Source organism: Streptomyces sp. NPDC111744 (genome assembly GCF_055634995.1).
The window spans coordinates 331,276-356,397 of the sequence record NZ_JBVKCG010000006.1; the positions used below are offsets into that span (position 1 = coordinate 331,276).

General features: G+C 70.2%; 21 protein-coding genes and 2 pseudogenes. 17 read left to right on the forward strand and 6 right to left on the reverse strand.

What is annotated here, in order from left to right:
• Positions 1-7: 7 nt before the first annotated feature.
• Both ACZ7OO_RS16640 and ACZ7OO_RS16645 read right to left on the reverse strand, forming a co-directional pair.
• Entirely contained in the window at positions 8-1,651 is a 1,644-nt protein-coding gene (locus tag ACZ7OO_RS16640; protein ID WP_471505348.1) for a hypothetical protein, read from the reverse strand.
• A 233-nt stretch (positions 1,652-1,884) separates the two neighbouring features.
• The gene (locus tag ACZ7OO_RS16645; RefSeq protein ID WP_471505349.1) at positions 1,885-4,083 is read right to left on the reverse strand and encodes an elongation factor G-like protein EF-G2; all 2,199 of its coding nucleotides are present in this window, start codon (positions 4,081-4,083) and stop codon (positions 1,885-1,887) included.
• Positions 4,084-4,363: 280 nt separating this feature from the next.
• Between ACZ7OO_RS16645 and pgsA the strand changes: the two genes are divergently transcribed.
• The 15 genes from pgsA (at position 4,364) to ACZ7OO_RS16720 (ending at position 19,951) form a co-directional block, all read left to right on the forward strand.
• Positions 4,364-5,041 carry a phosphatidylinositol phosphate synthase gene (pgsA, locus tag ACZ7OO_RS16650; RefSeq protein ID WP_352219901.1) on the forward strand — a complete coding sequence of 226 codons (678 nt, stop codon included), beginning with the start codon at positions 4,364-4,366 and terminating at the stop codon, positions 5,039-5,041.
• Complete coding sequence (locus tag ACZ7OO_RS16655) at positions 5,038-5,946, forward strand: phosphatidylinositol mannoside acyltransferase (protein WP_471505351.1); 909 nt, start codon at positions 5,038-5,040, stop codon at positions 5,944-5,946. The genes pgsA and ACZ7OO_RS16655 overlap by 4 nt, the downstream gene beginning before the upstream one ends.
• Positions 5,943-7,103: a glycosyltransferase family 4 protein gene (locus ACZ7OO_RS16660; RefSeq protein WP_471505353.1), complete on the forward strand. Its 1,161-nt coding sequence runs from the start codon at positions 5,943-5,945 to the stop codon at positions 7,101-7,103. The genes ACZ7OO_RS16655 and ACZ7OO_RS16660 overlap by 4 nt, the downstream gene beginning before the upstream one ends.
• A gap of 272 nt (positions 7,104-7,375) precedes the next feature.
• On the forward strand, positions 7,376-7,939 hold the full coding sequence (locus ACZ7OO_RS16665; protein WP_352223732.1) for a LemA family protein: 564 nt from the start codon (positions 7,376-7,378) through the stop codon (positions 7,937-7,939).
• A 126-nt stretch (positions 7,940-8,065) separates the two neighbouring features.
• Positions 8,066-8,971: a pyridoxal 5'-phosphate synthase lyase subunit PdxS gene (pdxS, locus tag ACZ7OO_RS16670; protein ID WP_471505355.1), complete on the forward strand. Its 906-nt coding sequence runs from the start codon at positions 8,066-8,068 to the stop codon at positions 8,969-8,971.
• Entirely contained in the window at positions 8,971-9,573 is a 603-nt protein-coding gene (pdxT, locus tag ACZ7OO_RS16675) for a pyridoxal 5'-phosphate synthase glutaminase subunit PdxT (protein ID WP_352223731.1), read from the forward strand. The genes pdxS and pdxT overlap by 1 nt, the downstream gene beginning before the upstream one ends.
• A 52-nt stretch (positions 9,574-9,625) precedes the next feature.
• The gene (locus tag ACZ7OO_RS16680) at positions 9,626-10,378 is read left to right on the forward strand and encodes a YebC/PmpR family DNA-binding transcriptional regulator (protein ID WP_471505358.1); all 753 of its coding nucleotides are present in this window, start codon (positions 9,626-9,628) and stop codon (positions 10,376-10,378) included.
• A 142-nt stretch (positions 10,379-10,520) separates the two neighbouring features.
• Entirely contained in the window at positions 10,521-11,060 is a 540-nt protein-coding gene (gene ruvC / locus ACZ7OO_RS16685) for a crossover junction endodeoxyribonuclease RuvC (RefSeq protein ID WP_471505360.1), read from the forward strand.
• The gene (gene ruvA / locus ACZ7OO_RS16690; RefSeq protein ID WP_471505362.1) at positions 11,057-11,662 is read left to right on the forward strand and encodes a Holliday junction branch migration protein RuvA; all 606 of its coding nucleotides are present in this window, start codon (positions 11,057-11,059) and stop codon (positions 11,660-11,662) included. Before ruvC ends, ruvA begins: the two co-directional genes overlap by 4 nt.
• Positions 11,663-11,689: 27 nt before the next feature.
• On the forward strand, positions 11,690-12,757 hold the full coding sequence (gene ruvB / locus ACZ7OO_RS16695) for a Holliday junction branch migration DNA helicase RuvB (protein ID WP_471505364.1): 1,068 nt from the start codon (positions 11,690-11,692) through the stop codon (positions 12,755-12,757).
• Between the two features lie 318 nt (positions 12,758-13,075).
• Entirely contained in the window at positions 13,076-13,603 is a 528-nt protein-coding gene (gene yajC / locus ACZ7OO_RS16700) for a preprotein translocase subunit YajC (RefSeq protein WP_471505366.1), read from the forward strand.
• Between the two features lie 144 nt (positions 13,604-13,747).
• The gene (gene secD / locus ACZ7OO_RS16705; RefSeq protein WP_471505368.1) at positions 13,748-15,538 is read left to right on the forward strand and encodes a protein translocase subunit SecD; all 1,791 of its coding nucleotides are present in this window, start codon (positions 13,748-13,750) and stop codon (positions 15,536-15,538) included.
• A 3-nt stretch (positions 15,539-15,541) separates the two neighbouring features.
• The gene (gene secF / locus ACZ7OO_RS16710) at positions 15,542-16,648 is read left to right on the forward strand and encodes a protein translocase subunit SecF (protein WP_471505370.1); all 1,107 of its coding nucleotides are present in this window, start codon (positions 15,542-15,544) and stop codon (positions 16,646-16,648) included.
• On the forward strand, positions 16,645-17,184 hold the full coding sequence (locus ACZ7OO_RS16715; protein ID WP_471505372.1) for an adenine phosphoribosyltransferase: 540 nt from the start codon (positions 16,645-16,647) through the stop codon (positions 17,182-17,184). Before secF ends, ACZ7OO_RS16715 begins: the two co-directional genes overlap by 4 nt.
• Positions 17,185-17,422: 238 nt before the next feature.
• On the forward strand, positions 17,423-19,951 hold the full coding sequence (locus ACZ7OO_RS16720) for a RelA/SpoT family protein (RefSeq protein ID WP_471505373.1): 2,529 nt from the start codon (positions 17,423-17,425) through the stop codon (positions 19,949-19,951).
• 67 nt (positions 19,952-20,018) lie between these two features.
• On the opposite strand, the gene ACZ7OO_RS16725 is transcribed toward ACZ7OO_RS16720, so the two are convergent.
• Together ACZ7OO_RS16725 and ACZ7OO_RS16730 are read right to left on the reverse strand one after the other, a co-directional pair.
• Positions 20,019-21,248, reverse strand: a complete 1,230-nt coding sequence (locus ACZ7OO_RS16725; protein ID WP_471505375.1) for a DUF349 domain-containing protein — start codon at positions 21,246-21,248, stop codon at positions 20,019-20,021.
• A 135-nt stretch (positions 21,249-21,383) separates the two neighbouring features.
• On the reverse strand, positions 21,384-22,202 hold the full coding sequence (locus tag ACZ7OO_RS16730; protein WP_471505376.1) for a peptidylprolyl isomerase: 819 nt from the start codon (positions 22,200-22,202) through the stop codon (positions 21,384-21,386).
• Between the two features lie 178 nt (positions 22,203-22,380).
• Between ACZ7OO_RS16730 and ACZ7OO_RS16735 the strand changes: the two genes are divergently transcribed.
• Together ACZ7OO_RS16735 and hisS are read left to right on the forward strand one after the other, a co-directional pair.
• Positions 22,381-23,088, forward strand: a complete 708-nt coding sequence (locus ACZ7OO_RS16735) for an MBL fold metallo-hydrolase (RefSeq protein ID WP_471505378.1) — start codon at positions 22,381-22,383, stop codon at positions 23,086-23,088.
• Positions 23,089-23,100: 12 nt separating this feature from the next.
• On the forward strand, positions 23,101-24,363 hold the full coding sequence (hisS, locus tag ACZ7OO_RS16740) for a histidine--tRNA ligase (RefSeq protein ID WP_471505379.1): 1,263 nt from the start codon (positions 23,101-23,103) through the stop codon (positions 24,361-24,363).
• A gap of 42 nt (positions 24,364-24,405) precedes the next feature.
• Here the strand turns inward: hisS and ACZ7OO_RS16745 are convergent.
• Positions 24,406-24,557: pseudogene (locus tag ACZ7OO_RS16745) on the reverse strand (LuxR C-terminal-related transcriptional regulator); the annotation flags it as partial.
• A pseudogene (locus ACZ7OO_RS16750) lies at positions 24,547-25,063 on the reverse strand (ATP-binding cassette domain-containing protein); the annotation flags it as partial. The pseudogenes ACZ7OO_RS16750 and ACZ7OO_RS16745, both read right to left, overlap by 11 nt.
• Positions 25,064-25,122 lie beyond the last annotated feature (59 nt).

Consider the following 25,122-nt stretch of genomic DNA (forward strand, 5'->3'; position numbering starts at 1 on the left):
GACGGGGTCACGCGTCGTACTTGTCCGCCTTCTTCGGTGACGCCTCCTGGACCGACCCGCTGAGCGCTCCCGCCCGCGAGGTGAACTTGTCGATGTCGACGTCGTGCTCCTTGAGCACACTGAGCGCCGCCCGGTGTACCGCACGGAGTATCGGTGTGGCCGCGCGCAGCGCGTCGTCGGCCATGAAGCGGTGGTCCCAGGGCTGGTCGGCCCAGGCGTGCCGCAGACCGAACGGCTCGGGCAGGCCTATCGAACCGCCGAGCCACTTCAGCACCGGCGGATACCAGCTGACGGTGGCACGGGCGGTGAGGCGGACCACCTCGTCGGCAGTGACCAGCGGCAGCTTGACGGTCCGGGTCTCCCAGAACCGCACGGTCTTGGCGACCGTCTTGGTGGGGGCCTCGGGCTTGCCCTTGAACAGGCCGTTGACCGGGCCCAGGGCGTGTCCGGTGACCTCGATGCGGAGGGTCTCCTTCAGCACGGTCACGGTCGCCATCATCGTGATGATCAGGTCGCCGTTCCACAGGTACGGCCACTGCACGCCCAGGTAGTGGCGGTCGCCCTTGTCGAAGTGGTTGCTGTTGCAGATGCCCTCGACGTCCTTGGGCCCCACCTTGTAGTCGGTGCCCTCGGGCCTGGACACCTCCTTGGCGCCCGCTCCGACATGGGTGACGATCCAGTGCTTGACCTGGGGTTCGGGGAAGCCGCCGGTCTTCAGGTGCTGCCGGTGCAGCACGCTCAGCTCCTTCTCGATCTCCCGGACGACCGTCCAGGCCCGGAACTCGTGGACACCCTTGACGGGGTCGAGGGGGACCAGTTCCTCCGCGAGTACCCAGGAACCCCAGCGGGTGCCCATGCCGAGTATGCCCTTGGTGCCGGCGTAGAAGACCGAGTTGGACTGCTGCTCGGCGCTGAGCCGGGCCAGCGACTGGCGCAGCTGTTCGGCCGCGGCCTGGTCGGGGCTGGTCGGCACCGCCTCGGGGACCTTCGCGCCGACGCTGCCGCCGGAGAGCAGACCGCCCCAGGCCTCGCGCAGGTCCGCGGCGGTCCGCTCGCAGAGCCGCTTGGCCAGGTACCAGCCGACGACGGGCAGCACGATGCAGCCGCGCGCGTACCAGCCCCAGAAGCCGCTGAGCGGCATCCGGACCAGGAAGATCACCGCGAGGACGCCGACGGCGGCCAGCAGGGCGCTGCCGAGCCCGGAGACCCGCTTGTTGTCGGCCTTCAGCATGCCGGCCCGGAGCTGGAAGACGAGCAGCCAGACCACCAGGCCGGGCAGGAACAGCACGCCGCACAGGAACATGACGGCGGTCAGTCGCTTGTCCCGCTCCTTGCGGATGCGGTTGGCCGCGAGGCAGTGCTCGACGACCACCTGGGGTTCGCTGCCGAAGGACTGGATGAGCGGTTTGCGGCCGACGCCCAGCATGCGGTCGACGATTGCCTGGGAGTACGCCTCACCGAAGTTGGGCCGGAAGATCCTCGCCCACTTGCGGCCCTCGTTGACCGTGGACTGGTGCCACTCGTTGTCGGCCTTCTTGATCTCCTCCATCGGCGTGTCCCGGTAGGCCGCCGAGGCCAGGGCATAGGTCGGGGCCTGTGCCTCGCCGCCCGGCCTGGGCACCTGTGGCCCGAAGAAGTCCTCGAAGCTCATTCCCGCCCCCACTTGCCGCCATCCCGCTTCTGCGGCTTTCCCGACTTCCGTACCCCGCACACCTGTTGATCAAGTACTCAGGGTATCCCCGGCCACCGACAACCGTCGGCGGACGGCCGAAGCCGTCCGCCGAACACCCTTGTCGTCGACCACGGCGACCAAGGCGACCACATCGACCATGTCGACCGTGAGGCCAACTTCGAGACCAACTATGAGACCAACTATGAGACCAACTACGAGGCCTCCTTGGCCTGTTCGCGAATCTTCTCGGCGATCTGGGGCGGCATCGGCTCGTGACGGGCGTACGAGCGGCTGAAACGCGCCGTGCCGTGCGAGAGGGAGCGCAGGTCGACCGCGTACCGGCCGATCTCGAACTCGGGCACCTCGGCCTTGATCAGGGTGCGCCCGCCGCTGGTCTGCTCGGTGCCGAGGACCCGGCCGCGCCGCCCGGACAGGTCGCTCATCACCGCGCCGACATAGTCGTCGCCGACCAGCACGGACACCTCGGCCACCGGCTCAAGCAGATGGATCTTCGCGTCCGCGGCGGCTTCCCGCAGCGCCAGCGCGCCCGCCGTCTGGAAGGCGGCGTCGGAGGAGTCCACCGAGTGCGCCTTGCCGTCGAGGAGGGTGACCCGCACGTCGACGAGCGGATAGCCGGCGGCGACGCCCCTGGCGGCCTGGGTCCTGATGCCCTTCTCGACGGACGGGACGAACTGCCGGGGCACGGCGCCGCCGACCACCTTGTCGACGAACTCGATGCCGGAGCCGCCGGGCAGGGGTTCCACCTCGATCTCGCAGATCGCGAACTGGCCGTGCCCACCGGACTGCTTGACGTGCCGGCCGCGCCCGGCGGACCGGCCGGCGAACGTCTCGCGCAGGGACACCCGGTGCGGTACGACGTCCACCTGGACGCCGTACCGGCTGCGCAGCCGCTCCAGGGCGACGTCCGCGTGCGCCTCCCCGAGGCACCACAGGACGACCTGGTGGGTGTCCTGGTTCTGTTCGAGCCGCATGGTCGGGTCCTCGGCGACCAGGCGGGACAGGCCCTGTGAGAGCTTGTCCTCGTCCGCCTTGCTGTGTGCCTGGATGGCGAGCGGCAGCAGCGGGTCGGGCATCTGCCACGGCTCCATGAGCAGCGGGTCGTCCTTGCCGGAGAGGGTGTCCCCGGTCTCCGCGCGGCCGAGCTTGGCCACGCACGCGAGGTCGCCGGCGATGACATGGGTGACCGGGCGCTGCTGCTTGCCGAACGGGGTGGACAGGGCGCCGATGCGTTCGTCGACGTCGTGGTCCTCGTGGCCGCGGTCGGCGAGGCCGTGCCCGGAGACATGGACCGTCTCGTCGGGGCGCAGGGTGCCGGAGAAGACCCGGACCAGCGAGACCCGGCCGACGTACGGGTCGGAGGCGGTCTTCACCACCTCGGCGACCAGCGGGCCGCCCGTGTCGCACGGTTTGATGTCGCGCGGCTCGCCGTCGATGGTGGTGACCCCCGGCGTGGGGTGCTCGAACGGGGTCGGGAACCCGCCGGTGACCAGCTCCAGGAGCTCCACCGTGCCGAGCCCCTGGCGGGCGCCGTCGGCGGCCGGGGCGGCGGCCAGCACGGGGAAGAACACTCCGCGTGCCACGGCCCGCTCCAGGTCCTCGATCAGTGTCTTGAGGTCGATCTGCTCGCCGCCCAGATAGCGGTCCATGAGCGTCTCGTCCTCGCTCTCCGAGATGATCCCCTCGATGAGCCGGTTACGGGCCTCGTCGATGTCCGGCAGCTGGTCGGGCCCCGGCTCGGACTCCTTGCGCTCCCCGGAGGAGTAGTCGAACAGCTTCTGCGTGAGCAGCCCGACCAGGCCGGTCACGGGCGCGTGCCCGTCCGGTCCCTGCGGGCCGTGCAGCGGCAGATAGAGGGGGAGTACGGCGTCGGGGTCGTCGGCGCCGAACGCCTCGGCGCAGACCCGGGTCATCTCCTCGAAGTCGGCGCGGGCGGCCTCCAGGTGCGTGACGACGATCGCCCGCGGCATCCCGACGGCCGCGCACTCCTCCCACACCATCCGGGTCGAGCCGTCCACCCCGTCCGAGGCCGAGACGACGAAAAGGGCCGCGTCCGCGGCGCGCAGACCGGCCCTCAGCTCACCGACGAAGTCGGCGTATCCCGGGGTGTCCAGGATATTGATCTTGATTCCGTTCCAGTCGACCGGTACCAGCGACAGCTGTACGGAGCGCTGCTGCCGGTGCTCGATGTCGTCGTAGTCCGAGACCGTGCCGCCGTCCTCCACCCGGCCCGCCCGGTTCACCGCTCCCGCGGTAAGCGCGAGAGCCTCCACCAAGGTGGTCTTGCCCGATCCGGAGTGGCCGACCAGCACCACATTCCGTACGGACGCGGGGTGGTCGGCCGCTGTAGCCCTGCCGGCGGCTCCGGGGTGTTCCTTGACCTTGTCGCCCATGGCCTTGCCTCCCGTGCACGGTGAGGTCTGTGTGGGCGCGGGCGAGCATGTTGGGCCGCGTGCGGTGGCGGCTCCGATGACGCCCGCGGTTATTCGAGCTTTCCACTCCCGTCACGGTGCGTCCATACGAAGGACGTGATCGCGCCCGCGTGCCCCTCCACGCGCCGCCGCCGGGCCCGTCTGCGAGTGCCCACCCGTCGCGCACAGGCGCGCGTGGCTACGATGGGCCAGCCGGGGTGGCCAGCAGGGGCCGCACGGCGCAACGACCGTCGGGAAGGCCATGCTGAACAAGTACGCGCGTGCATTTTTCACGCGTGTCCTCACACCGTTCGCCGCGTTTCTCATCCGCCGGGGTGTGAGCCCGGACACGGTCACACTCCTCGGCACGGCCGGAGTGGTCGCGGGCGCCCTGGTCTTCTTCCCCCGGGGCGAGTTCTTCTGGGGCACGATCGTGATCACGCTGTTCGTGTTCTCGGACCTGGTGGACGGCAACATGGCCCGCCAGCTGGGCCGGACCAGCCGCTGGGGCGCCTTCCTGGACTCCACCCTGGACCGGGTCGCCGACGGCGCGATCTTCGGCGGCTTCGCCCTCTGGTACGCGGGCAACGGGAACAACAACGTCCTGTGCGCCGTCTCGATCTTCTGCCTGGCGAGCGGCCAGGTGGTGTCCTACACCAAGGCTCGCGGCGAGTCGATCGGGTTGCCGGTCGCCGTCAACGGTCTGGTGGAGCGCGCCGAGCGCCTGGTGATCTCGCTGGTGGCAGCCGGTCTGGCCGGTTTCCACAAGTTCGGGGTGCCGGGCATCCAGATCCTGCTGCCGATCGCCCTGTGGGTCGTCGCCGTGGGCAGCCTGATCACGCTGGTCCAGCGGGTCGTCACGGTCCGCCGGGAGTCCGCCGAGGCGGAGGCGGCGGCCGAGCGGGAGAAGGCCTCCCACGGGAGCGAGGCGGCGCAGTGACCGCCGCCGACCGGCTCACCGACGGTCTGTACGGGCTCGGCTGGAGCACCGTCAGGAAGCTCCCCGAGCCGGTCGCCGTGCGCCTCGGCCGGTCCATCGCGGACCTCGCCTGGAGGCAGCGCGGCAAGGGCGTCCAGCGCCTGGAGTCCAACTACGCGCGAGTCCTGCCCGACGCCGGCCCGGAGCGGCTGCGCGAGCTGTCGCGCGCGGGCATGCGCTCGTACCTGCGCTACTGGATGGAGTCCTTCCGGCTCCCGGCCTGGAGCGAGGACCGCATCCGGTCCGGCTTCGACGTCAAGGACGTCCACCACCTCACCGACGGCCTCGCCTCCGGCAAGGGCGTGATCATCGCGCTGCCGCACCTGGCCAACTGGGACCTCGCCGGCGCCTGGGTCACCACCGAGCTGAAGACCCCGTTCACCACGGTCGCCGAGCGCCTGAAGCCCGAGACGCTCTACGATCGTTTCGTCGCCTACCGCGAGAGCCTGGGCATGGAGGTTGTGCCGCACAGCGGCGGCTCCGCCTTCGGCACCCTCGCCCGCAGGCTGCGGGACGGCGGCCTGATCTGCCTGGTCGCCGACCGCGACCTGTCCGCCTCCGGTGTCGAGGTCGACTTCTTCGGCGCCACCGCGCGGATGCCCGCCGGACCGGCCCTCCTGGCCCAGCAGACCGGCGCGTATCTGCTCCCCGTGACCCTCTGGTACGACGACACTCCCGTCATGAAGGGCCGGGTGCACGCCCCGATCGACGTACCCGAGTCAGGTGACCGGGCGTCGAAGACGTCTGTCATGACACAGGCGCTGGCCGATGCCTTCGCCACGGGGATCGCCGACCATCCGGAGGACTGGCACATGCTCCAGCGGCTGTGGCTCGCCGACCTCGACCCCGCGAAGGGACCGTCGTGAGGATCGGCATCGTCTGCCCGTACTCCTGGGACGTGCCGGGTGGCGTCCAGTTCCACATCCGCGACCTCGCCGAATACTTCATCCGCCTCGGCCATGACGTCTCCGTCCTTGCCCCCGCCGACGACGACACCCCACTCCCTCCCTACGTCGTCTCGGCCGGCCGCGCGGTCCCGGTGCCGTACAACGGCTCGGTGGCCCGTCTCAACTTCGGCTTCCTGTCGGCCGCGCGGGTGCGGCGCTGGCTGCACGACGGCGCGTTCGACGTGGTCCACATCCACGAGCCGGCCTCGCCCTCCCTCGGCCTGCTGACCTGCTGGGCGGCGCAGGGCCCGATGGTCGCGACCTTCCACACCTCCAACCCCCGCTCCCGCGCGATGATCGCCGCGTACTCGATCCTCCAGGCCGCCCTGGAGAAGATCAGCGCCCGGATCGCGGTCAGCGAGTACGCCCGCCGCACCCTGGTCGAGCACCTCGGCGGGGACGCGGTGGTCATCCCCAACGGCGTCGACGTCGACTTCTTCGCCAAGGCCGAGCCGCGCCCCGAGTGGCAGGACGACACCATCGGCTTCATCGGCCGGATCGACGAGCCCCGTAAGGGCCTCCCGGTGCTGATGAAGGCCCTGCCTGCGATCCTCGCCGCCCGACCGCGGACCAGGCTCCTGGTGGCGGGCCGCGGCGACGAGGCCGCCGCGGTCGAGTCCCTCCCCGCCGAGCTGCGCTCCCGCGTCGAGTTCCTCGGCATGATCAGCGACGAGGACAAGGCCCGCTTCCTGCGCAGCCTCGACCTGTACATCGCACCCAACACGGGCGGCGAGAGCTTCGGGATCGTCCTGGTCGAAGCGCTCTCCGCCGGGGCTCCCGTCCTCGCCTCCGACCTCGACGCCTTCACCCAGGTCCTGGACCAGGGGGCGGCGGGCGAGCTCTTCGCCAACGAGGACGCGGACGCGCTGGCGGAGGCGGCGGTACGGCTCCTGGCGGACCCGGAGCGCCGGGCCGCGCTGAGCGCACGCGGCAGTCTGCATGTGCGCCGCTTCGACTGGTCGACGGTGGGTGCGGACATCCTGTCGGTCTACGAGACGGTGACAACGGGCGCGGCCGCGGTGGCAGCGGACGAACGACCGGGACTGCGGGCACGGTTCGGACTGGCGCGGGATTGAGTTCCGGGGGCGGGGCTCGGAGGGGCGCGGATTGAATTCTGGGGGGCGGGGGTCGGGTGGTGTGGGGTTGGGGTCTGTGGGTGTGGGGTGCGGGCTGGCGTGGGTTTGAGTTCTGGGGGTGGGGGTCGCGCGCGGGGCAAAGTGGCCGCGCGTGGTTCGGCTGGGTGCGTGGTGTGGTTCGGGTGGTGTGGGGCTGAGTTCTGTGGGCACGGTTCGGGCTGGCGCGGGACCGAGTCCCCGGGCGTGCCGATGGGCCGCTACCGTGTGCGCCCGTGACCGCAACCCTCATCTGGACGCTCTGGATCCTCGCCGCCCTCGTCGCGACCGGCCTCTACCTGAGCTGGACCGCGGGGCGGCTCGACCGGCTGCACGCGCGTATCGACGCCGCTCGCGCCGCCCTCGACGCCCAGCTGCTGCGGCGCGCCTCCATCGCCCAGGAGCTGGCGACCTCGGGAGTGCTGGATCCCGCCGCGTCGATCGTGCTGTACGAGGCCGCGCACGCCGCCCGGCAGGCCGAGGAGGACCAGCGGGAGGTCGCCGAGAGCGACCTCAGCCAGGCCCTGCGTGCGGTGTTCGAGCATCCGCAGCAGGTCGAGGAGGTCCGTGCCGCGCCCGGCGGCGAGGCCGCGACGGGCGAGCTGGCCGAGGCCGTGCGCCGGGTGCCGATGGCCCGCCGCTTCCACAACGACGCAGTCGGCGCGGCCCGCCGGCTGCGCGAGCACCGCAAGGTCCGCTGGTTCCGCCTGGCCGGATACGCCCCCTTCCCGATGGCCTTCGAAATGGACGACGAGCCGCCCGCCGCACTGGTGGACCGGGGCGCCGGATCAGCCTCCTGAGCTGGGGCCGTCCGACCCGGGCAGGCCAAAAGGATCCACCGGCTGGCCATTGGCCCTTGCTGTGGACTGGTCCACTCACGTTTCCTCGGTGTTTGCAGAACTCTCTTTCACCCAGTGAGGTCACCCGTGTCCAGCACCGAGAACCAGGCCCCCGAGACCGGCACCGCCCGCGTGAAGCGCGGCATGGCCGAGCAGCTCAAGGGCGGCGTGATCATGGACGTCGTCACACCGGAGCAGGCGAAGATCGCCGAGGACGCGGGCGCCGTCGCCGTCATGGCCCTCGAGCGGGTCCCGGCCGACATCCGCAAGGACGGCGGAGTGGCCCGGATGTCCGACCCGGACATGATCGAGGGCATCATCGACGCGGTCTCCATCCCGGTCATGGCCAAGTCCCGGATCGGCCACTTCGTCGAGGCCCAGGTCCTCCAGTCGCTCGGCGTCGACTACATCGACGAGTCCGAGGTCCTCACCCCGGCCGACGAGGTCAACCACTCCGACAAGTGGGCCTTCACCACCCCCTTCGTCTGCGGCGCCACCAACCTCGGTGAGGCCCTGCGCCGGATCGCCGAGGGCGCGGCCATGATCCGCTCCAAGGGCGAGGCCGGCACCGGCAACGTCGTCGAGGCCGTCCGCCACCTGCGCCAGATCAAGGGCGAGATCGCCAAGCTCCGCGGTTGCGACAACAACGAGCTGTACGCCGCCGCCAAGGAGCTGCGCGCCCCCTACGAGCTGGTCAAGGAGGTCGCCGAGCTCGGCAAGCTCCCGGTGGTGCTGTTCTCCGCCGGCGGTGTCGCCACCCCGGCCGACGCGGCCCTGATGCGTCAGCTCGGCGCCGAGGGCGTCTTCGTCGGCTCCGGCATCTTCAAGTCCGGCGACCCGGCCAAGCGCGCCGCCGCCATCGTCAAGGCGACCACCTTCTACGACGACCCGAAGATCATCGCCGAGGCGTCCCGCAACCTCGGCGAGGCCATGGTCGGCATCAACTGCGACACCCTCCCCGAGACCGAGCGCTACGCGAACCGGGGCTGGTGATGACCACTCCCGTGGTCGGCGTGCTCGCGCTCCAGGGCGACGTACGGGAGCACCTCGTCGCCCTGGCCGCGGCCGACGCCGTGGCCAGGCCGGTCAGGCGCGCCGAGGAACTCGCGGAGGTGGACGGCCTGGTCATCCCGGGCGGCGAGTCCACCACCATCTCCAAGCTGGCCGTCCTGTTCGGCGTGATGGAGCCCCTCCGCGCGCGCGTGCGGGCCGGAATGCCCGTCTACGGCACCTGCGCGGGCATGATCATGCTCGCCGACAAGATCCTCGACCCGCGCTCGGGCCAGGAGACGATCGGCGGCATCGACATGATCGTGCGCCGCAACGCCTTCGGACGGCAGAACGAGTCGTTCGAGGCGGCGGTCGACGTGCGTGGGATTGACGGCGATCCTGTAGAGGGCGTGTTCATCCGCGCCCCCTGGGTCGAGTCGGTCGGCGCCGAGGCCGAGGTGCTCGCCGAGCACGACGGCCACATCGTCGCGGTCCGCCAGGGCAACGCGCTCGCCACGTCGTTCCATCCGGAACTCACCGGCGACCACCGTGTGCACTCCCTGTTCGTCGACATGGTGCACGCGAACCGGGCGACGGAGTCCTAGTAGGATCTCTGGCGTTCGTTGCAGAGATGGGTTACGCGAAGGAGACAGGCAGATGTCCGGCCACTCTAAATGGGCCACGACGAAGCACAAGAAGGCCGTGATCGACGCCAAGCGCGGCAAGCTCTTCGCGAAGCTGATCAAGAACATCGAAGTCGCGGCGCGCATGGGTGGCGTGGATCTCGAAGGAAACCCGACGCTCTACGACGCCGTCCAGAAGGCCAAGAAGCAGTCGGTTCCGAACAAGAACATCGACTCCGCGATCAAGCGTGGCGGTGGCCTCGAGGCCGGCGGTGCCGACTACGAGACGATCATGTACGAGGGCTACGGCCCGAACGGCGTCGCCGTCCTCATCGAGTGCCTCACCGACAACCGCAACCGCGCCGCCTCCGACGTGCGCGTGGCGATGACCCGCAACGGCGGCAACATGGCCGACCCGGGCTCGGTGTCGTACCTGTTCAACCGCAAGGGCGTCGTGATCGTCCCCAAGGGCGAGCTGACCGAGGACGACGTCCTGGGCGCGGTGCTCGACGCGGGCGCCGAGGAGGTCAACGACCTGGGCGAGTCCTTCGAGGTGCTCAGCGAGGCCACCGACATGGTCGCGGTCCGCACCGCCCTTCAGGAGGCCGGGATCGACTACGACTCCGCCGAGGCCAACTTCGTCCCGACCATGCAGGTCGAGCTGGACGAGGAGGGCGCCCGGAAGATCTTCAAGCTGATCGACGCCCTTGAGGACAGCGACGATGTGCAGAACGTCTTCGCCAACTTCGACGTCAGCGACGAGGTCATGGAGAAGGTCGACGCGTAACGCGGCCGCGGGCCGAGCGGATTCGGCGGGCCGGTGGGACACGTCCCACCGGCCCGCCGCTGTTGTCGGTGGCAGCGGATAGCCTGCACGAACCGGGGGTACCGGCCGGCGGTGGCTCGGGGAGAACGACGGGAGGGGCGCGGTGCGAGTACTCGGGGTGGACCCGGGACTGACCCGATGCGGTGTCGGGGTCGTCGAGGGGGTCGCCGGGCGGCCGCTGACCATGGTCGGCGTCGGTGTCGTGCGCACGCCCGTGGACGGCGAGCTCGGCCCTCGCCTCGTCGCCATCGAGCAGGGCATCGAGCAGTGGCTGGACGAGCACCGGCCCGAATACGTCGCCGTGGAGCGCGTGTTCAGCCAGCACAACGTACGGACCGTGATGGGCACCGCCCAGGCCAGTGCCGTCGCCATGCTGTGCGCTGCCCGCCGGGGCATCCCGGTAGCCCTGCACACCCCCAGTGAGGTGAAGGCCGCCGTCACCGGCTCCGGGCGCGCCGACAAGGCCCAGGTCGGCGCCATGGTCACCCGGCTGCTCAGACTGAGCGCCCCGCCCAGGCCGGCCGACGCCGCCGACGCCCTCGCGCTCGCCATCTGCCACATCTGGCGTGCCCCCGCCCAGAACCGACTCCAGCAGGCCGTCGCCCTGCACGCAGCCAACGCAACGAAAGGCCGTACGGCATGATCGCCTTCGTGAGCGGCCCGGTCGCCGCCCTCGCCCCGGACTCCGCGGTCGTCGAGGTGGGCGGGATCGGCATCGCCGTCCAGTGCACTCCCAACACCCTGTCCGGGCTGCGGATGGGCCAGCAGACCAAGCTCGCCACCTCTCTCGTGGTACGGGAGGACTCGCTCACCCTGTACGGCTTCGCCGACGACGACGAGCGCCAGACCTTCGAACTGCTGCAGACGGCGAGCGGCGTCGGGCCCCGGCTCGCTCAGGCCATGCTGGCGGTGCACAGCCCCGATGCCCTGCGCCGGGCCGTCGCCACCGGCGACGAGAAGGCTCTCGTCGCCGTCCCCGGCATCGGCAAGAAGGGCGCCCAGAAGCTGCTCCTCGAGTTGAAGGACCGGCTCGGCGAGCCTCTCGGCGCCCCCGCGATCGGCGCGCCAGTCAGCCAGGGCTGGCGGGACCAGCTGCACGCCGCGCTGATCGGCCTCGGCTACGCGACCCGGGAGGCCGAGGAGGCCGTCACCGCCGTCGCCCCGCAGGCCGAGGCCGCCGGGGGTACCCCTCAGGTCGGCCAGCTGCTCAAGGCGGCCCTGCAGACCCTCAACCGCGCCCGCTGACCCCACCACCGCTGAGGCACATCACTTATGAACTGGGACGACACGACCGACACCGGCGCCGACGCGGAGCGGCTGGTGGGTGCTGTCGCCGACCGTGAGGACCAGGCCGTCGAGGCCGCCCTGCGTCCCAAGGACCTCGGCGAGTTCATCGGCCAGGAGAAGGTCCGCGAGCAGCTCGACCTGGTCCTGCGGGCCGCACGCGCGCGAGGCGCCACCGCCGACCATGTGCTGCTCTCCGGCGCGCCAGGCCTGGGCAAGACCACCCTCTCCATGATCATCGCGGCGGAGATGGGCGCGCCCATCCGCATCACCTCGGGCCCCGCCATCCAGCACGCCGGCGACCTGGCCGCGATCCTCTCCTCCCTCCAGGAAGGCGAGGTCCTCTTCCTCGACGAGATCCACCGCATGTCCCGGCCCGCCGAGGAGATGCTGTACATGGCGATGGAGGACTTCCGGGTGGACGTCATCGTCGGCAAGGGCCCGGGCGCGACCGCCATCCCCCTGGAGCTGCCCCCGTTCACCCTGGTCGGCGCCACCACCCGCGCGGGACTGCTGCCCCCACCGCTGCGCGACCGTTTCGGCTTCACCGCGCACATGGAGTTCTACGAGCCGCGGGAACTGGAGCGGGTGGTACACCGCTCGGCGAACCTCCTCGACGTCGAGATCGACCCGGCCGGCGCCGCCGAGATCGCCGGCCGCTCTCGTGGCACGCCCCGGATCGCCAACCGGCTGCTCCGCCGCGTCCGCGACTACGCGCAGGTCAAGGCGGACGGGCTGATCACACGCGAGATCGCGCACGCCGCGCTGGCCGTCTACGAGGTGGACGAGCGTGGCCTCGACCGCCTCGACCGCGCGGTCCTGGAGGCCCTGCTCAAGCTGTTCGGCGGCGGCCCGGTCGGCCTGTCCACGCTCGCCGTCGCGGTGGGGGAGGAGCGCGAGACGGTCGAGGAGGTCGCCGAGCCCTTCCTGGTCCGCGAGGGCCTGCTCGCCCGCACCCCGCGCGGCCGGGTCGCCACGCCCGCCGCCTGGGCACACCTGGGCCTGACCGCCCCACGGGGGACAGGACCCGGCCAACAGGACCTGTTCGGCACGTGACACCGGGCGGACGCCCGAACACCGGCGCGCATCCCACCGCAGACCGCCTTCGCGCCTGCCGTGGGATGTGTCCCCCTCACCATCACCCCTGACCGCCGGTCTCCCGCCGCCTGCCCCGCCCGGCCCGTGGGCAGACGTGATCTCTTCGTGACGGCGGGGTATTGGCGGGCACAGGAACCCAGGTGCCATGCTGAGCGTTGTTCCATGCGCGCGGACTCGCTTAGACTCCGCCGATGCTGCCCTTCGCGGGCGGCGCCGACCACACCCCCATCATCCAGGCCGCTCACTGCCGCGGCTGCGCGAAGGAAATTCCGTCTCGTGAATACCTTGCCTCTTCTCTTCTTCATCGTCCTTATCGCGGCCATGTTCCTGATGACGCGTTCCAACAGGAAGCGCCAGCAGCAGGCCAAGCAGATGCGGAACGAGATGCAGCCCGGCAGTGGCGTCCGCACCATCGGGGGCATGTACGCGACGGTCAAGGAAGTCAACGAGGACACGGTCCTCCTCGACGCCGGCCCGGGCATCGACCTCCTCTTCGCGAAGAACGCGATCGGCGCGGTTCTCACGGACGACGAGTACAACCGCATCGTGCACGGCATCGAGCACGACCTGAAGTCCGACACCGCCATCGTCCCGGACGACGCCTCCTCCCTCACCGAGACCGACGACGAGCCCGCCGGCGCTGCCGCCGCCTCCGGCGACAAGGCCGTCGACTTCGGAAAGAAGGACGTGGCCGAGGAGAAGGCCGAGGACACGGTGGAGGACAAGGCCGAGGAGGCGGAGCCCACCGAGGCGAAGGCCGACGAAGAGCCGAAGAAGACCGACGGCGACTCCGACGCGAAGTAGCAGCCGTCTCCCGGGGAGCGCGGCGCGCATCACGCGCGCCGGCCGCGCCCCGGGCGCGTCTGTTTCCCGGACGGGATCCCGACACCATGTCATGGCCGACCGCACCGACCAGGCGCGCGGCGGCCCGAGAGGGAGTACGAGAAGGTGGCAGCACCTAAGAGGGGCCGGAGCGCGAGCGCCCAGAGCAAGCCAGGGCGCTCGCTGGCCCTCATCCTGATCGCCATCGTGGCGCTCACCGGGGGAATGTTCGCCTCCGGAAACACCACTCCGCGTCTCGGTATCGACCTGGCCGGTGGTACGAGCATCACGCTTCAGGCGAAGAACGAGCCGGGCCAGCCCAACGCGATCAACAAGACCAACATGGACACCGCGGTCTCCATCATGAACCGCCGTGTCAACGGTCTGGGTGTGTCTGAAACGGAGGTTCAGACCCAGGGCACCAGCAACATCATCGTCAACATCCCCAAGGGCACGAACTCCGAAGAGGCCCGCAAGCAGGTCGGCACCACCGCGAAGCTGTACTTCCGCCCGGTCCTGGCCCAGGAGGCCAGTGCCGGCGCCGCGTCCAGCGCCTCCCCGAGTGCGTCCTCCAGCGGCAGCTCCAGCGCCTCCCCGAGCCCGTCGAGCAGCGCGTCGGGGTCCGAGAAGGCGACCGGGTCGTCCTCCGCCTCGCCGTCGTCGTCCGCCACCTCCCAGGGCCGCGCCGTCACGGACGCCCTGAAGGCGGGCTCCACGCCTTCCTCCTCGGCCTCCGCGAGTTCGTCCGCGAGCCCCTCCGCCTCCTCCTCGGCGTCCGCGAGCGCCTCCGCCGCGGCCTCGAAGCTCGAGGCCGAGTACACCGCGCTGGACTGCTCCAAGGCCGCGCAGCGCGCCAAGGCCGGCAAGACCGCCAAGCCGAGCGACTCCACGGTGGCCTGTGGCCAGGTCTCCGGTGCCTGGTACAAGTACGTGCTCGGCCCGGCCGCCGTCAACGGCACCGACGTCAAGAAGGCCCAGGCCGTCTTCAACACGCAGAGCGCGGCCGGCTGGCAGGTCCAGATGACCTTCACCTCCGGCGGCGGCACGAAGTTCGCCGACGTGACCGGCCAGCTCGCCAAGAACTCCCAGCCGCCGCAGAACGAGTTCGGCATCGTCCTCGACGGCGAGGTCGTCTCCAGCCCGACCGTGAGCCAGGCCATCACCGGCGGCCAGGCGGAGATCTCGGGCAGCTTCACCCAGCAAGAGGCCCAGAGCCTCGCCAACATGCTGTCGTACGGCGCGCTCCCGCTCTCCTTCAAGACGCAGAGCGTCACCACCGTCACCGCCGCCCTCGGCGGCGACCAGCTGCACGCCGGTCTGCTGGCCGGTGCCGTCGGTCTCGCGCTCGTCGTGATCTACCTGGTGGCCTTCTACCGCGGTCTGTCGCTTGTCGCGATCCCCTCGCTGCTGGTGTCCGCGATCCTCACCTACACGATCATGGCGCTGCTCGGCCCCACGATCCACTTCGCTCTCAACCTGCCGGCCGTCTGCGGTGCGATCGTCGCGATCGGCATCACAGCGGACTCGTTCATCGTGTTCTTCGAACGCATCCGGGACGAGATCCGCGAGGGCCGCACACTGCGCCCCGCCGTCGAGCGGGCCTGGCCACGCGCCCGGCGCACCATTCTGGTCTCCGACTTCGTGTCGTTCCTGGCCGCCGCCGTGCTGTTCATCGTGACCGTCGGCAAGGTCCAGGGCTTCGCGTTCACCCTCGGTCTGACCACCGTGCTCGACGTTGTCGTCGTCTTCTTCTTCACCAAGCCGCTGATGACGCTCCTCGCCCGGCGTAAGTTCTTCGCGAGCGGCCACAAGTGGTCCGGGCTCGACCCGAAGGGCCTGGGCGCCAAGGCGCCGCTGCGCCGTACCCGCCGTCCCGCCGGTCCTGCCGCCGGCCCTGTCGATCCGAAGGAAGCGTGAGCGATGTCGAAACTCGGCAACCTCGGCGCCCGACTCCACCGCGGCGAGATCAGCTACGACTTCGTCGGCAAGCGCAAGATCTGGTACGGCATCTCCATCCTGATCACCATCACGGCCATCGTCGGCCTGGCGGTGCGCGGCCTGAACATGGGCATCGACTTCCAGGGCGGCGCCGTCTTCACCACCTCGAAGACCAGCGTCTCGGTGGCCCAGGCGGAGACCTACGCGTCGCAGGCCTCCGGCCACGAAGCGGTCGTGCAGAAGCTCGGCACGGGCGGTCTGCGCATCCAGATCGCCGGCATGGACACCGCTAAGTCGGACGAGACCAAGACCGAGCTGGCCAAGGACCTGAAGATGGACCCCGAGTCCATCGCCGCCGACCTGGTCGGGCCGAGCTGGGGTCAGGAGATCGCCAACAAGGCCTGGGAGGGCCTCGGCATCTTCATGGTCCTCGTGGTGATCTACCTGGCGATCGCCTTCGAGTGGCGGATGGCGCTCGCGGCCCTGGTCGCGCTGATCCACGACATCACCATCACGACCGGTATCTACGCCCTGGTCGGCTTCGAGGTCACGCCCGGCACGGTCATCGGTCTGCTGACGATCCTCGGTTACTCGCTCTACGACACGGTCGTCGTCTTCGACAGCCTCAAGGAGCAGACGAAGGACATCACCAAGCAGACCCGCTTCACCTACAGCGATATCGCCAACCACTCGATCAACGGCACCCTGGTCCGTTCGATCAACACCACGATCGTCGCGCTGCTGCCGGTCGCGGGCCTGCTGTTCATCGGCGGCGGCTTCCTCGGCGCGGGCACGCTCAACGACATCTCGCTGTCGCTGTTCGTCGGTCTCGCCGCCGGTGCGTACTCCTCGATCTTCATCGCCACGCCGCTCGTCGCCGACCTCAAGGAGGCCGAGCCGCAGATGAAGGCCCTGAAGAAGCGCGTCCTCGCCAAGCGCGCCCAGGCCGCCGCCGAGGAGGAGATGGCCGAGGCCCGGTTCGACGGCTCCGAGGGCCCGGAGGACGCCGCTCCGGCCGTCGTGGGCCCGCGCAACCAGCCCGCGTCCCGCACCCGGGGCCGTAACCGACCGTCCGGGAAGCGCCGATGACCGACATCAGGGAGCTGCTCCTCAGCCGTATCCGCGATGTGGCCGACTACCCGGAGCCGGGCGTGATGTTCAAGGACATCACCCCGCTCCTGGCGGACCCGGCGGCGTTCTCGGCGCTCACCGACGCCCTCGCCGAGGTCGCCGAGCGCACCGGCGCGACCAAGGTCGTCGGTCTGGAGGCCCGGGGCTTCATCCTGGGCGCCCCGGTCGCCGTCCGGGCCGGCCTCGGCTTCATCCCGGTCCGCAAGGCGGGCAAGCTCCCCGGGGCGACCCTGCGCCAGGCCTACGACCTGGAGTACGGCTCGGCCGAGATCGAGGTGCACGCCGAGGACCTCGGCGAGGACGACCGGATCCTGATCGTCGACGACGTCCTCGCCACCGGCGGCACCGCCGAGGCCTCGGTCCAGCTCATCCGCCGGGCGGGCGCCGAGGTCGCGGGTCTCGTCGTTCTCATGGAACTGGGATTCCTGGGCGGCCGCGCCCGCCTGGCACCGGCCCTGGACGGAGCGCTGCTGGAGGCCCTCCTCCAGGTCTGAGCGTCGTACAACCGATCGAGCGGCCGTCCTTCTGGGGCGGCCGTTCGCTTCTGTCCAGGGCCTGCCCAGGGCCTCCGCACCCCCCCAGGACACCCCAGTGGAATCCTTCGGCAGCCTCCCGTGTTTCTCCCGTATACGGTCCTCCGTTCGGCCTCCAGGCGATGACATGGCCCAGGATCGCTACCATGGGGACTCCGGAGCCTGACCGGGGGACCCGGACCGTGCACGAGGAGCCCTCTTGCCAGACGAGGCCCAGCCACTGACCGCCGCCAAGCCCGAGCCCGCCTCGGCGCCCGCGGCCAAGCCCGCGCCGAACGTGTCGCAGACGAAGAACGACACCCGTGGGCCGGTCGAGCACGCCCAGTCCGCGCCCGCCGAGAAGTCGGCCGAGACCTCGCGCCCCAAACCGGCTCCCGCCGAGCGCCCGGTGGCCCGCCCCAACAGTGGCCAGCCCGCGCGCACCGGTTCCTCCAACCGCGTCCGCGCCCGTCTTGCCCGCCTCGGTGTGCAGCGCGCGAACCCGTACAACCCGGTCCTGGAACCCCTGCTGCGCATAGTCCGCAGCAACGACCCCAAGATCGAGAACGCCACGCTGCGCCAGATCGAGCGCGCCTACCAGGTCGCCGAGCGCTGGCACCGCGGCCAGAAGCGCAAGAGCGGCGACCCGTACATCACCCACCCGCTCGCGGTGACCACCATCCTCGCCGAGCTGGGCATGGACCCGGCGACCCTGATGGCGGGCCTGCTGCACGACACCGTCGAGGACACCGAGTACGGTCTGGAGGACCTGCGCCGCGACTTCGGTGACGTCGTCGCGCTGCTCGTCGACGGCGTCACCAAGCTCGACAAGGTCAAGTTCGGCGAGGCCGCGCAGGCCGAGACCGTGCGCAAGATGGTCGTCGCCATGGCCAAGGACCCACGCGTCCTGGTCATCAAGCTCGCCGACCGCCTCCACAACATGCGCACCATGCGCTACCTCAAGCGCGAGAAGCAGGAGAAGAAGGCGCGCGAGACCCTGGAGATCTACGCGCCGCTCGCCCACCGCCTGGGCATGAACACCATCAAGTGGGAGTTGGAGGACCTCGCGTTCGCGATCCTCTACCCCAAGATGTACGACGAGATCGTCCGGCTGGTTGCCGAGCGGGCACCGAAGCGTGACGAGTACCTGGCCATAGTGACCGACGAGGTCCAGTCCGACCTGCGCGCCGCGCGGATCAAGGCGACCGTCACCGGCCGTCCGAAGCACTACTACAGCGTCTACCAGAAGATGATCGTCCGCGGCCGGGACTTCGCGGAGATCTACGACCTGGTGGGCATCCGCGTCCTGGTGGACACCGTCCGCGACTGCTACGCGGCCCTGGGCACCGTCCACGCGCGCTGGAACCCGGTTCCGGGGCGTTTCAAGGACTACATCGCGATGCCCAAGTTCAACATGTACCAGTCGCTGCACACGACGGTCATCGGCCCCAACGGCAAGCCCGTCGAACTCCAGATCCGGACGTTCGACATGCACCGCCGCGCCGAGTACGGCATCGCCGCGCACTGGAAGTACAAGCAGGAGGCCGTCGCCGGCGCCTCCAAGGTCCGTACGGACGTGCCGAAGTCGTCCGGCAAGGGCAAGGACGACCATCTCAACGACATGGCGTGGCTGCGCCAGTTGCTCGACTGGCAGAAGGAGACCGAGGACCCCAGTGAGTTCCTGGAGTCCCTGCGCTTCGACCTGTCCCGCAACGAGGTCTTCGTCTTCACTCCCAAGGGCGATGTCATAGCGCTCCCGGCCGGAGCCACCCCCGTCGACTTCGCGTACGCCGTGCACACCGAGGTCGGCCACCGCACGATAGGCGCGAGGGTCAACGGCCGCCTGGTTCCGCTCGAATCCACCCTGGACAACGGCGACCTGGTCGAGGTCTTCACCTCCAAGGCACCCGGCGCCGGCCCCTCCCGCGACTGGCTCGGTTTCGTCAAGTCACCGCGCGCCCGCAACAAGATCCGCGCCTGGTTCTCCAAGGAGCGCCGGGACGAGGCGATCGAGCAGGGCAAGGACGCCATCGTCCGCGCGATGCGCAAGCAGAACCTGCCGATCCAGCGCATCCTCACCGGCGACTCGCTGGTCACACTCGCGCACGAGATGCGCTACCCGGACATCTCCTCGCTGTACGCGGCGATCGGCGAGGGCCATGTCGCCGCGCAGAACGTCGTGCAGAAACTGGTGCAGGCGCTCGGCGGCGAGGAGGCGGCCACCGAGGAGATCGACGAGTCGGTCCCGCCGACCCGCGGCCGCCGCAGCAAGCGCCGCAGCAACCAGGACCCCGGTGTGGTCGTGAAGGGCGTCGACGACGTCTGGGTCAAACTGGCCCGCTGCTGTACGCCGGTACCCGGTGACCCGATCATCGGCTTCGTCACACGCGGGAGCGGTGTATCGGTGCACCGCAGCGACTGCGTCAACGTGGACTCACTGTCCCGCGAGCCCGAGCGCATCCTCGACGTCGAGTGGGCGCCCACCCAGTCCTCGGTCTTCCTGGTCGCCATCCAGGTCGAGGCCCTGGACCGCTCCCGGCTCCTCTCCGACGTCACCCGCGTCCTGTCCGACCAGCACGTCAACATCCTCTCCGCGGCCGTCCAGACCTCCCGCGACCGGGTGGCCACCTCCCGCTTCACCTTCGAGATGGGCGACCCCAAGCATCTGGGCCACGTCCTGAAGGCCGTACGGGGCGTGGAGGGCGTGTACGACGTCTACCGGGTGACCTCGGCGCGCAACCGGTCGTAGAGCACGCATACGACGAGAGGGGCCCCGTACACGGCGTACAGGGCCCCTCTCGTCGTATGCTGCGGCCTCAGCCGCCGAACTCATGCAGGCCCTTCAGAGCCTGGTCCAGGAGCGCCTGGCGGCCCTCCAGCTCACGCTCCAGCTTCTCCGCCTTGGAGGTGTTGCCCTGGGCACGGGCCTGGTCGATCTGGGTCCTCAGCTTGTCCACCGCGGCCTGCAGTTGGCCGGTCAGACCCGCGGCACGCGCGCGTGCCTCCGGGTTGGTCCGGCGCCACTCGGCCTCCTCGGCCTCCTGGATGGCCCGGTCGACCGTGTGCATCCGGCCCTCGACCTTCGGACGCGCGTCGCGCGGCACATGGCCGATGGCCTCCCAGCGCTCGTTGATCGAGCGGAAGGCGGACCGCGCGGACTTCAGGTCCGCGATCGGCAGGAGCTTCTCGGCCTCGGCGGCCAGTTCCTCCTTCAGCTTCAGGTTCTCGGTCTGCTCCGCGTCCCGCTCGGCGAAGGCCGAGCCACGGGCCGCGAAGAAGACGTCCTGGGCACCGCGGAAGCGGTTCCACAGGTCGTCCTCGTGCTCGCGCTGGGCGCGGCCGGCGGCCTTCCACTCCGTCATCAGCTCGCGGTAGCGCGCGGCCGTCGGACCCCAGTCCGTCGAGTTCGACAGCGACTCGGCCTCGGCGACCAGCTTCTCCTTGGCCTTGCGGGCGTCCTCGCGCTGTGCGTCCAGCTGCGCGAAGTGCGCCTTGCGGCGCTTGGAGAACGCCGACCGGGCGTGCGAGAAGCGGTGCCACAGCTCGTCGTCCGACTTGCGGTCGAGGCGCGGCAGCCCCTTCCAGGTGTCCACCAGCGCGCGCAGCCGCTCACCGGCCGACCGCCACTGGTCGGACTGGGCCAGCTGCTCCGCCTCGACGACCAGGTCCTCCTTGGCCTTGCGGGCCTCGTCGGACTGCTTGGCACGCTGCGCCCGACGCTCCTCGCGACGCGACTCCACGGTCTTCACCAGCTCGTCCAGCCGGTCCCGCAGCGCCTGCAGATCACCGACCGCGTGGTGCGCCTCCACCTGCTCGCGCAGGTGGTCGATGGCGGCCTGGGCGTCCTTCGCGGACAGGTCGGTGGTGCGTACTCGCTTTTCGAGGAGGCCGATCTCGACAACCAGGCCCTCGTACTTGCGCTCGAAGTAGGCCAGCGCCTCGTCAGGGGAGCCGGCCTGCCAGGAACCGACGACCTGCTCGCCGTCGGCTGTACGCACGTACACGGTCCCCGTCTCGTCGACGCGGCCCCACGGGTCGCTGCTCACAGCGCCTCCTCCACATGATGCCCGCGAGGGGCCTCAGCGCCCCCGGACATCGTCCACAGTTTCGTCACGGCCAACATAGGCGACCGGCGGGTTGCCTGTCCGCATCCCGCGCGACCGAAATTCCGCAGTTGGACCTCAGGATTTCGTGACCGTCGCCTTGTTGATGACGACCGTCGCGTTCGGGGCCCCGTCACCGGCTCCGGTGCTCTCGCCGGCGGCGGCGATCTTCTTGAGGACCTTCAGTCCGGCCGCGTCGACCGTGCCGAACGGGGTGTAGCTGGCCGGCAACTGGCTGTCCTGGTAGACCAGGAAGAACTGGCTGCCGCCGGTGTGCTTCTGACCGGTGTTGGCCATCGCGATCGTGCCCGCCGGGTAGACACCGCCCTTCAGGCTTTTGTCCTTCAGGTTCTCGTCCGGAATCGTGTACCCGGGGCCGCCGCTGCCCGTACCCGTCGGGTCGCCGCACTGGAGCACGTAGATGCCGTTGGTGGTGAGCCGGTGGCACTTGGTGTGGTCGAAGTAGCCCTTCGACGCGAGGAAGTCGAACGAGTTCACCGTGTGCGGGGCCGCCCCCGTCTTCAGCGCGATGTCGATGTCACCGCATGTCGTCGCCAGCTTCATCGTGTAGCCGGCGGACGTGTCGATCGTCATCGCCGGCTCCTTCTTCCAACTCAGCTTCTTCACCGAGCCGGCCGCGGCCTTCTCGCACGGGTCCGGCGCCTTGCTGGTGGGCGTGGCGCTGGGTGTCGTCTTCGAGCCGGCGTTCGCCTTGTTGTCGTTCTTCAGCGCGCCGGTCGTGTAGATCACGACAACGCCGATCACGATCACGGCGAGCACGGACGCGATCACGGAGTTGCGCATGCGTGACTTGCGCCGTGCGCTCGTGCGCCGCTGCTGCTGCCGCAAGAACTTCTCCCGGGCGAGCTGACGCCGCCGCTGCTCCTGGCTGACCACCGGGTTCTCTCCTCATGCGTGTCGTATGTCGACCGGTACGCGTGCGTCCTGTGCGCTGTGTGAGCCGACCACTGCGTGTAGCCCCGTACCGTATATGGGTTCGCTGAGGAAACGGCAGCGCCGGTAGGCTCTGGACCACAGCTGGTAGCCGCCCGAATCGACACAACGAAGGACGATCGTGCTCATTGCCGGGTTCCCTGCCGGGGCCTGGGGGACGAACTGTTATCTCGTCGCCCCCGCCGCCGGCGCGGAGTGCGTGATCATCGACCCCGGCCACCAGGCCGCCCAAGGCGTCGAGGAAGCACTGAAGAAGCATCGGCTCAAGCCCGTCGCCGTCGTCCTCACCCACGGCCACATCGACCACGTGGCCTCGGTCGTCCCCGTGTGCGGCGCGCACGACGTGCCGGCCTGGATCCACCCCGAGGACCGGTACATGATGAGCGACCCCGAGAAGGCGCTCGGCCGGACCATCGGCATGTCGCTGATGGGCGAGCTGACGGTGGGGGAGCCGGACGACGTGTTCGAACTGGCCGACGGCGCGAAGCTGGAGCTGGCCGGACTCGAACTCTCCGTCGCGCACGCGCCGGGCCATACCAAGGGGTCGGTGACCTTCCAGATGCCGGAGACGGCCGACATCCCCTCGGTCTTCTTCTCGGGCGATCTGCTCTTCGCCGGCTCCATCGGACGCACGGACCTGCCGGGCGGCTCCATGGACGACATGCTGGCCTCGCTGGCCCGTGTCTGCCTGCCGCTCGACGACTCCACCGTGGTGCTGTCCGGCCACGGCCCCCAGACGACCATCGGCCAGGAGCGAGCCACCAACGCCTATCTGCGCCAGGTGGCGGCCGGCCTCGGGAGCGTGGACGCTCCCCGACGAGGAATGTGACGAGAGAGCTGAGTGAGTACCTTCCAGGCCCCCAAGGGCACCTACGACCTGATCCCGCCGGAGAGCGCCAAGTACCTGGCCGTCCGTGAGGCGATCGCCGCGCCGCTGCGCGACTCCGGCTACGGCTACATCGAGACGCCCGGCTTCGAGAACGTCGAACTGTTCGCGCGCGGGGTGGGCGAGTCGACCGACATCGTCACCAAGGAGATGTACGCGTTCGAGACGAAGGGCGGCGACAGGCTGGCGCTGCGCCCCGAGGGAACCGCGTCCGTCCTGCGCGCCGCCCTCGAGGCGAACCTGCACAAGGTCGGCAACCTCCCCGTCAAGCTCTGGTACTCCGGCTCGTACTACCGCTACGAGCGCCCACAGAAGGGCCGTTACCGTCACTTCTCCCAGGTCGGCGCCGAGGCGATCGGCGCGGAGGACCCGGCACTCGACGCCGAGTTGATCATCCTGGCCGACCAGGCGTACCGCTCGCTGGGCCTGCGCGACTTCCGCATCCTGCTGAACAGCCTGGGCGACAAGGAGTGCCGGCCGGTGTACCGCGCGGCCCTGCAGGACTTCCTGCGCGGCCTGGACCTGGACGAGGACACCCTCCGCCGGGCGGAGATCAACCCCCTCCGCGTCCTGGACGACAAGCGCGAGTCGGTCCAGAAGCAGTTGGGCGGTGCCCCCCTGCTCCGCGACTACCTCTGCGACGCGTGCAAGGCGTACCACGAGGAGGTCCGCGAACTGATCACGGCCGCGGGCGTGGCCTTCGAGGACGACCCGAAGCTGGTCCGCGGCCTCGACTACTACACCCGTACGACCTTCGAGTTCGTCCACGACGGTCTGGGCTCCCAGTCCGCCGTGGGCGGCGGCGGCCGCTACGACGGTCTCTCCGAGATGATCGGCGGCCCCGCGCTGCCGTCCGTCGGCTGGGCGCTCGGCGTCGACCGCACGGTCCTCGCCCTGGAGGCCGAGGGCGTGGAACTGAACCTCCCCTCCGCCACCAGCGTCTTCGCGGTACCGCTGGGCGAGGAGGCGCGCCGGGTCCTGTTCGCCAAGGTCACGGAGCTCCGCCGGGCGGGCGTCGCGGCGGACTTCTCCTACGGCGCCAAGGGCCTCAAGGGCGCGATGAAGAGCGCCAACCGCAGCGGGGCCCGCTACACGATCGTCGCCGGCGAGCGTGACCTCGCCGAGGGTGTCGTCCAGCTGAAGGACATGGAGTCCGGCGAGCAGACGGCGATCGGCGTGAACGAGATCGTGGCGGAACTGGAGTCGAGGCTGGGCTGAGCCCGGCGGAGTGAGGGGGCGCGAGTCCCCTCACTCCAGCAACTCCCCGATGAAGAGCCGGCGGCCGATCTCCGCGTTCGTGCAGCCGTCGGCCACCAGACGCAGTACCGCGTCTCCCGCTCCGAGAGACGGGGGCGCTCCGGCCGCACCCTCAGCCGGTCCACCAGGCGCGCCGCCACCGAGGGTGCCGTCTGGTTCCGTCCGCTCGACGGTGGCGCCGGTGCCGAAGCGGTCCCGGAGCGTCTGCTCGCTCGGCGACCACCCGGCCGCGGGCGACGATCGCCGGCCGGTCCGCGAGGGCCTCCGCCTCCTCCAGGTAGGGGGTGGTGGGCAGGATCGTGGTGCCCTCGTCCGTGAGGAGCCGGATCAGGTACCAGAACTGGTGCCTGGCCGCCTGTCGAAACCGGTCGTCGGCTCGTCGAGGAGAAGCAGCCCGGGGTCGCCGATCACACCGAGCGCCACGTCGAGGCGCCGGCGCCGGCCGCCCGAGACCGCCCTTGATCCGGCTGGTTCGCCTTGCCAGTACCGTCTCGCGGACCGTCAACTCGGCGGGCGCCGATTCGTCCTGCCAGACGATTCTCACCGGGACCGCCATTGGGCCCGAGCAGGCCGAACACCTCGCCTCACCGATGCCCAGATCGATACCGTCCACCGCGGTCAGGCCCCCATACCGCCTGCGCAGCCCCCGGACGTCCGCCACGAGTTCGTTCGCAGCGAACCCACCGGGCCACCGGTGCGTACTTCCTTATGTCCACCGAA